A 4424-nucleotide genomic window follows, 5' to 3' on the forward strand; every position below is an offset into this window, starting at 1 on the left:
TCAGCTCGCTCGCGAGGGCGTCGTCACCGCCTGACACCGCGGTGAGCATCGGCGCGCGCAGTCCCACCGCCACCGACGCGGCGCGGGCCTGGGCGGCCTCGTCCGGCGCGGCCACCACGACCACCGGGGCGGCATTTACCAGGAGACGGGTCGCCTCGACGCCGGAGGAGTCGGCGTCCACCGCGATCCTCGCACCGTCGACCTGCGCGGCGGTGATACCTGGGGCGTCGTCGCCGGAATCGGACGTACACGCGGCGGTGGACGCGACCAGGCAGAACGAGAGAACCGCCGCCCCCACTCCTCGGTTGAAGTGGCGCACGGCGGTCCTCCTGAAGCTCGGGAATCGATCCCGGTGGACCCTACATGGGTCTCAGGCGGTCTCGGTGATCGGCCGGTCGACCCAGCTCATCAGGTCGCGCAGCTTCTGGCCGGTGACCTCGATCGGGTGCTCGGCGTTCTCCTTGCGGAGCTGCTCGAGCTCCTTGTTCCCGCCCTCGACGTTGGCGACGAGACGCTTGGTGAAGGTGCCGTCCTGGATGTCGGAGAGGATGGCCTTCATGCGCTCCTTGGTCCCGGCGTCGATGACGCGCGGGCCCGAGAGGTAGCCGCCGAACTCGGCGGTGTCGGACACGGAGTAGTTCATCCGCGCGATGCCACCCTCGTACATGAGGTCGACGATGAGCTTGAGCTCGTGCAGCACCTCGAAGTAGGCGAGCTCGGGTGCGTATCCGGCCTCGACCATGACCTCGAAGCCCGTCTTGACGAGCTCCTCGGTGCCGCCACAGAGCACGGCCTGCTCACCGAACAGGTCGGTCTCGGTCTCGTCCTTGAAGGTGGTCTTGATGACTCCCGCGCGGGTGCCGCCGATCGCCTTGGCGTAGGACAGCGCCAGGGCCTCACCCTCAGCCTTGGGGTCCTGCTCCACGGCGATGAGCGCCGGGACGCCCTTGCCGTCGACGAACTGACGACGCACCAGGTGGCCGGGGCCCTTCGGGGCGACCATCGCGACGGTGACACCCTCGGCGGGCTTGATCAGACCGAAGTGGATGTTGAGTCCGTGGCCGAAGAACAGCGCGTCGCCGTCGTTCAGGTTGGGCTCGATGTCCTCGGTGAAGATCTGGGCCTGCGACGTGTCGGGGGCCAGGAGCATGATCACGTCGGCCCACTTGGTGGCCTCGGCGGCGGTCATGACCTTGAGGCCGGCCTCCTCGGCCTTCGCGCGGGACTTCGAGCCCTCACGAAGGCCGATCGCGACCTCGACACCGGAGTCGCGCAGGCTCAGCGAGTGTGCGTGACCCTGCGAGCCGTAACCGATGACGGCGACCTTGCGGCCCTGGATCAGCGACAGATCCGCCGAGTCGTCGTAGAACATCTCCACTGCCATGGTGGATTCCCTTCGTGTTGTTTCGTGAAGCCGAGACTTGTGTAGAAGTCGAGACTATCGAGTGGTGGTGATGGACTTGGGGCCGCGTCCCAGCGCGACCATGCCGGACTGCACGATCTCGCGGATTCCGTAGCCGTCGAGCATGCGCAACAGCGCGTCGAGCTTGTCCGGGGTACCGGTGGCCTCGAGCGTGAGCGATTCCGGGGAGACGTCCACGACGTGGGCGCGGAACAGACTGGCGATCTCGACGATCTGGCCACGGTTGGTGGTGTCGGCGCGGACCTTGACCAGGGTGAGTTCCCGAGCGACCGAGCCGGCCGGGTCCTGCTCCACGATCTTGATGACGTTGACCAGCTTGTTGAGCTGCTTGGTCACCTGTTCGAGGGGGAAGTCCTCGACGGCCACGACGATGGTCATGCGCGAGAGCCCGTCGGTCTCGGTGGGGCCCACCGCGAGGGACTCGATGTTGAACCCGCGCCGGGAGAACAGCGACGCCACGCGCGCGAGCACGCCGGGCTTGTCCTCCACCAGCACGCTCAGGGTGTGGGAGCGGGCGGTCACTGGTCCTCCTCCTGGGCGGCGAGCACGGCGGCGTCGATCCGCTCGGTCACCTCGTGGACGTCCGCGGCGTCGTCCGCCACGGAATCGGTGTCGTCGAACAGCGGCCGGATGTCCCGCGCCGCCATGATCTCGTCGTTGGACGTGCCCGCCGCGACCATCGGCCACACCTGGGCGTCCTTGCCCACGATGAAGTCGATGAGCACGGGGCGGTCGTTGATCTCGCGGGCCTTGGCGATCACCTCGTCGACGTCCTCCGCGCGCTCACAGCGGAACGCCACGCAGCCCAGGGCCTCGCCGAGCTTCACGAAGTCGGGGATGAGCTTGGACTGCGTCGACAGGTCGGTCTGCGAGTAGCGCTGATCGTAGAACAGCGTCTGCCACTGGCGGACCATGCCGAGGTTGCCGTTGTTGATCAGTGCCACCTTGATGGGCGCGCCCTCGATCGCACAGGTGGCGAGCTCCTGGTTGGTCATCTGGAAGCACCCGTCGCCGTCGATGGCCCACACCTCGGCGTCGGGACGGCCGAATTTGGCCCCCATCGCCGCGGGCACCGAGTACCCCATGGTCCCGAGCCCGCCAGAGTTGAGCCACGTGCGCGGCTTCTCGTACTGCACGAACTGCGCGGCCCACATCTGGTGCTGGCCCACCCCGGCGCAGTACACGGCGTCGGGGCCTGCTGCCGCGCTGAGACGCTCGATCACGTACTCCGGCGAGAGCGAACCGTCCGACTGCGGACCGTATCCGAGTGGGAACTCGGAGCGGATCTCGTCCAGTTGCCCCACCCAGGCGGTGGGCTCGGCGAGCGCGCCGGAGTCGCGTTCGCCGCGCAGCGTCTCGACGAGCTCGACCAACACCTCCTTGATGTCGCCGACGATCGGCACGTCGACCGCGCGGTTCTTACCGATCTCGGCCGGATCGATGTCCGCGTGGATGACCTTGGCGTCGGGGGCGAAGGTGTCGAGCTGGCCGGTGACCCGGTCGTCGAAACGGGCACCCAGGGTGACGAGCAGATCCGACCGCTGCAGCGCGGCGACCGCCGCGACGGTGCCGTGCATGCCGGGCATGCCGTAGTGCAGCCGGTGTGAGTCGGGGAACGCTCCTCGCGCCATCAGGGTGGTGACCAACGGGATTCCCGACAGCTCGGCCAGGGCCAGCAGTTCCGCCGAGGCGTCGGCCTTGATCACGCCACCGCCGACATACAGGACCGGGCGCTGGGCCTTGGCGATGAGCCGGGCCGCCTCGCGGATCTGCTTGCCGTGGGGTTTGGTCACCGGCCGGTACCCGGGCAGCTTCATCTCCGGTGGCCACGAGAACGTCATCTCGGCCTGTAGGACGTCCTTGGGGATGTCCACCAGCACCGCACCCGGACGGCCGGTCTGCGCGATGTGGAACGCCTCCGCGATCATCCGCGGGATGTCCTCGCCGTGCGAGACGAGGAAGTTGTGCTTCGTGATCGGCATGGTGATGCCGGAGATGTCGGCCTCCTGGAAGCCGTCCGTACCGATGAGCGCGGTGCCCACCTGCCCGGTGATGGCCACGATCGGAACCGAGTCCATCTGCGCGTCCGCCAGCGGCGTCACGAGGTTGGTGGCCCCGGGGCCCGAGGTGGCCATACAGACACCGACCCTGCCGGTGGCCTGCGCGTACCCGGTGGCCGCATGACCCGCGCCCTGCTCGTGCCGGACCAGCACGTGTCGGACCTTGACCGAGTCGTAGAGGGGATCATAGACGGGCAGGATCGCGCCGCCGGGGATACCGAAGACGACCTCGGTGCCGATCTCCTCGAGGGAACGGACGACCGCCTGGGCGCCCGTCATCCGCTCGGGGGCCGCGGACCGGGCCCTGTGCTCTGCACCCGGACGGGGTCCGGGCTGTGCCGTTGGTGCGCTCACTTCAACTGTCCTTCATGCTGGTCGTGGAGCTGACGTTCGTCGCCGCACCCGGTCCGGTGGGACCAGGGGAACCCGGCAACAAAAAACCCCCGACGGCCACGGGGGCCGGCGAGGGTGCGCGTCGACGGAAAGCCAGGTAGCGGCTCAGGCGCCGACGCGCCGGCCGAGTACTAGACCGTTCCAGGTGTTCACGGGCTCAGGTTAGGCCCCGTCCGTCACGGTCGTCAACTCGTGGAAATTGGATCCCACATAGTGGACCGTGAGACAGTGGAAGGCACCATGAGCGCCCCCTTCAGAGCACCCCACCCGGAGTCCACGCCCACCGACCGCGCACTCTTCCGGGTCAACCCCATGTCCTACGCCGTCATCGCCATCGTCGTGCTGGCCATACTCTGGCCCGTCAGCGCCTATCCCGTCGCTCTCGGATGGCTCGTGCTGCTCCCGATCGCGTTCGGCTGGTGGGTCGCACGGACCAACACCAGACTCGACGAGGACGGGGTCCACCTGTCGACATGGCGGGCGAGAAGGTCCGTGCCCTGGGACGACGTCAAGGGCGTGCTGTTCCCCAAGAACGGCTTCGCCCGCCT

4 protein-coding genes and 1 pseudogene are annotated in these 4424 nt (G+C 68.2%); 1 reads left to right on the forward strand and 4 read right to left on the reverse strand.

The genetic code is table 11. The features are described 5' to 3' along the window. The 4 genes and pseudogenes from G6027_RS07010 to G6027_RS07025 form a co-directional block, all read right to left on the reverse strand. Window positions 1-319, reverse strand: a pseudogene (locus G6027_RS07010) (hypothetical protein); the annotation flags it as partial. Window positions 320-370: 51 nt separating this feature from the next. Next, window positions 371-1384 (reverse strand): ketol-acid reductoisomerase, encoded by a 1014-nt coding sequence (gene ilvC / locus G6027_RS07015; protein WP_182636546.1) that lies wholly within the window; start codon window positions 1382-1384, stop codon window positions 371-373. Between the two features lie 54 nt (window positions 1385-1438). After that, window positions 1439-1945, reverse strand: coding sequence for an acetolactate synthase small subunit (gene ilvN / locus G6027_RS07020; protein WP_017837033.1), 507 nt, complete (start codon window positions 1943-1945; stop codon window positions 1439-1441). Then, the gene (locus G6027_RS07025; RefSeq protein ID WP_182636547.1) at window positions 1942-3837 is read right to left on the reverse strand and encodes an acetolactate synthase large subunit; all 1896 of its coding nucleotides are present in this window, start codon (window positions 3835-3837) and stop codon (window positions 1942-1944) included. Before G6027_RS07025 ends, ilvN begins: the two co-directional genes overlap by 4 nt. Before the next feature lie 279 nt (window positions 3838-4116). On the opposite strand from G6027_RS07025, the gene G6027_RS07030 reads away from it, so the two are divergent. Further along, window positions 4117-4424, forward strand: a 308-nt coding sequence (locus G6027_RS07030; protein ID WP_182636548.1) for a PH domain-containing protein, incomplete at its 3' end; no start/stop codon positions are given.

Origin of the sequence: Dietzia sp. SLG310A2-38A2 (assembly GCF_014145095.1) — a bacterium.
Lineage (GTDB): Bacteria > Actinomycetota > Actinomycetes > Mycobacteriales > Mycobacteriaceae > Dietzia.